At 34.6% G+C, this 1,895-nt stretch carries 2 protein-coding genes; both read left to right on the top strand.

Annotation, left to right across the window (positions count from 1 at the left end; all coding sequences use genetic code 11):
- On the top strand, positions 1 to 944 hold a 944-nt coding region (locus tag AACY61_RS13120), incomplete at its 5' end, for an acyl-CoA dehydrogenase (RefSeq protein WP_339612032.1).
- A gap of 30 nt (positions 945 to 974) precedes the next feature.
- Positions 975 to 1,895, top strand: a 921-nt coding sequence (locus AACY61_RS13115) for an NAD(P)/FAD-dependent oxidoreductase (RefSeq protein WP_339612031.1), incomplete at its 3' end; no start/stop codon positions are given.

Genomic DNA, 1,895 nt, shown 5'->3' with positions numbered 1-1,895 from the left:
CAACAATTGCGTTAGAAGAATTAAGCTATCAATGTGAAGACGGCGGTTTACCTTTTGCAATCGCAGCTCAAATGCTATCTTGTTTGATTCCAATCTGGAAAAATGGAAGTGACAGTCAAAGAAATAATTTTTTACCAAAACTTTGTGATGGTTCATACATAATTGCAAACAGTATTACCGAGCAAGAAATAGGTTCTGATATTTATGGAATGAAATCTACCGCTGAACAGGTGGGAGATGATTTTATTATTCAGGCTCAAAAAACATTAATAACAAATGCACCACTGGCTGGCTGGTCATTGGTTTACGTTGCTACAAATCCTGAAAAAAGGTACTTTGGGGGAATTTCTGCCTTTATAATCGATCATAGTTTAAGCGGTGTAAATTCAAATTTAGCTCTTAATAAAATAGGTTTGAAAAGCGTTCAAATGGGAAATCAAAGTTTTGAAAATGTAAAAGTTAGCGAAAAAGATTTACTAGGTAAATTAGGAGCCGGAGGCCCTATATTCCAATCCAGTATGGAGTGGGAAAGGGCTTGTCTGGGAGCTGTTCATTTAGGCAGAATGAAAAAAATTCTCGATTTTTTAATAGATTTTGTTAAGAATAGAAATGTAGGCGGAAATCCGATAAGTAAATATCAAAGTATTTCACACAAGATTGCAGATATGAAAATTAAAATTGAAACATCAAGATTAATACTTTACAAAGCTGCATCCAGTCTGGATTCTAACAAAGAAACTGGAATTACAGCTTCCATAGCAAAATTGTATATTAGCGAGGCATATCGGACTATGTGTTATGACGCCTTTTCAATAATGGGCGGAAGCGCTTATTTATCAGGAAGCTTTATAGAAAATTATATTAAGGATTCCTTAAGTTCAACTATTTATTCAGGGACATCAGAAATTCAGCGAAATATAATTTCAAGATATTTAAAAATTTAAATTAGATTTGTAAATCATTAAATTTCAACTATGACTAATGATAAGTTTATTGTAATTGGCGGAGGCCCTTCTGGTTCTACTGTGGCATCGTTGCTTGCCATGAAAGGGCATAAAGTCCTGCTTTTTGAGAAAGAAAAATTTCCAAGACCACACGTGGGAGAGTCCCTGTTACCTTTTAACTATCATTTATTTAAAGAGTTGGGTGTTTTAGACACCATGGAAAAAAAATATCACAGAAAACCGGGTGTAAAATTTACAAATTCTGATGGTTCAACAAACACGGTTTGGTATTTTGACCATGCAATCAAAGACCCTAGTTCTTTATCTTTTCACGTTGACAGGGCACATTTTGATAATATGTTACTGGACAGGACGAAAGAATTGGGGGTGGAAGTTATTGAAGAGACCACTGTTAAGCATGTTGAGTTTAACCACAATGATGATATTGTAAAAGTCTCGACACGCAATAAGGATGGGGTAGAGGAAGACTTTTTTACAAAGTTCATAATAGATGCCAGCGGTCAATCTACTTTTTTGGCAAATACGTTTAATGACAAAAAGAATTATGATGGTCTTGAGCGGGTTGCTATCAATTCTCATTGGCAAAACCCCACTTATGATAAAGAGCTGGGGGAGGGATGTATTGAAATCATACATCTTGGGGGAGAAAAAATGGGATGGATTTGGGCAATACCATTAAGCAAAACAAGACTAAGTGTTGGAGTTGTTATGTCAAATTCATATTTTTTATCTCAAAGGAAAAGATTTGCAGGTGAGAAAAAAGTTCTTGATAAAATATATTTAAGTGAGCTTAATGAATCAAAGTTAGTTGATAAAATTTTATCCAAGGCAAAAAAAGAAGCACCGGCTATGGCACATGGTGATTATTCTTACTATACTGATACTAAATATGGAAAAAATTATGCTGTAATAGGAGACGCCAGTGCTTTT

Source organism: uncultured Planktosalinus sp., assembly GCF_963973675.1.
Taxonomy (GTDB): domain Bacteria; phylum Bacteroidota; class Bacteroidia; order Flavobacteriales; family Flavobacteriaceae; genus Planktosalinus.
Note: the sequence above shows the minus strand (reverse complement) of the source record. Positions and strands in the feature narration are given on the sequence as shown.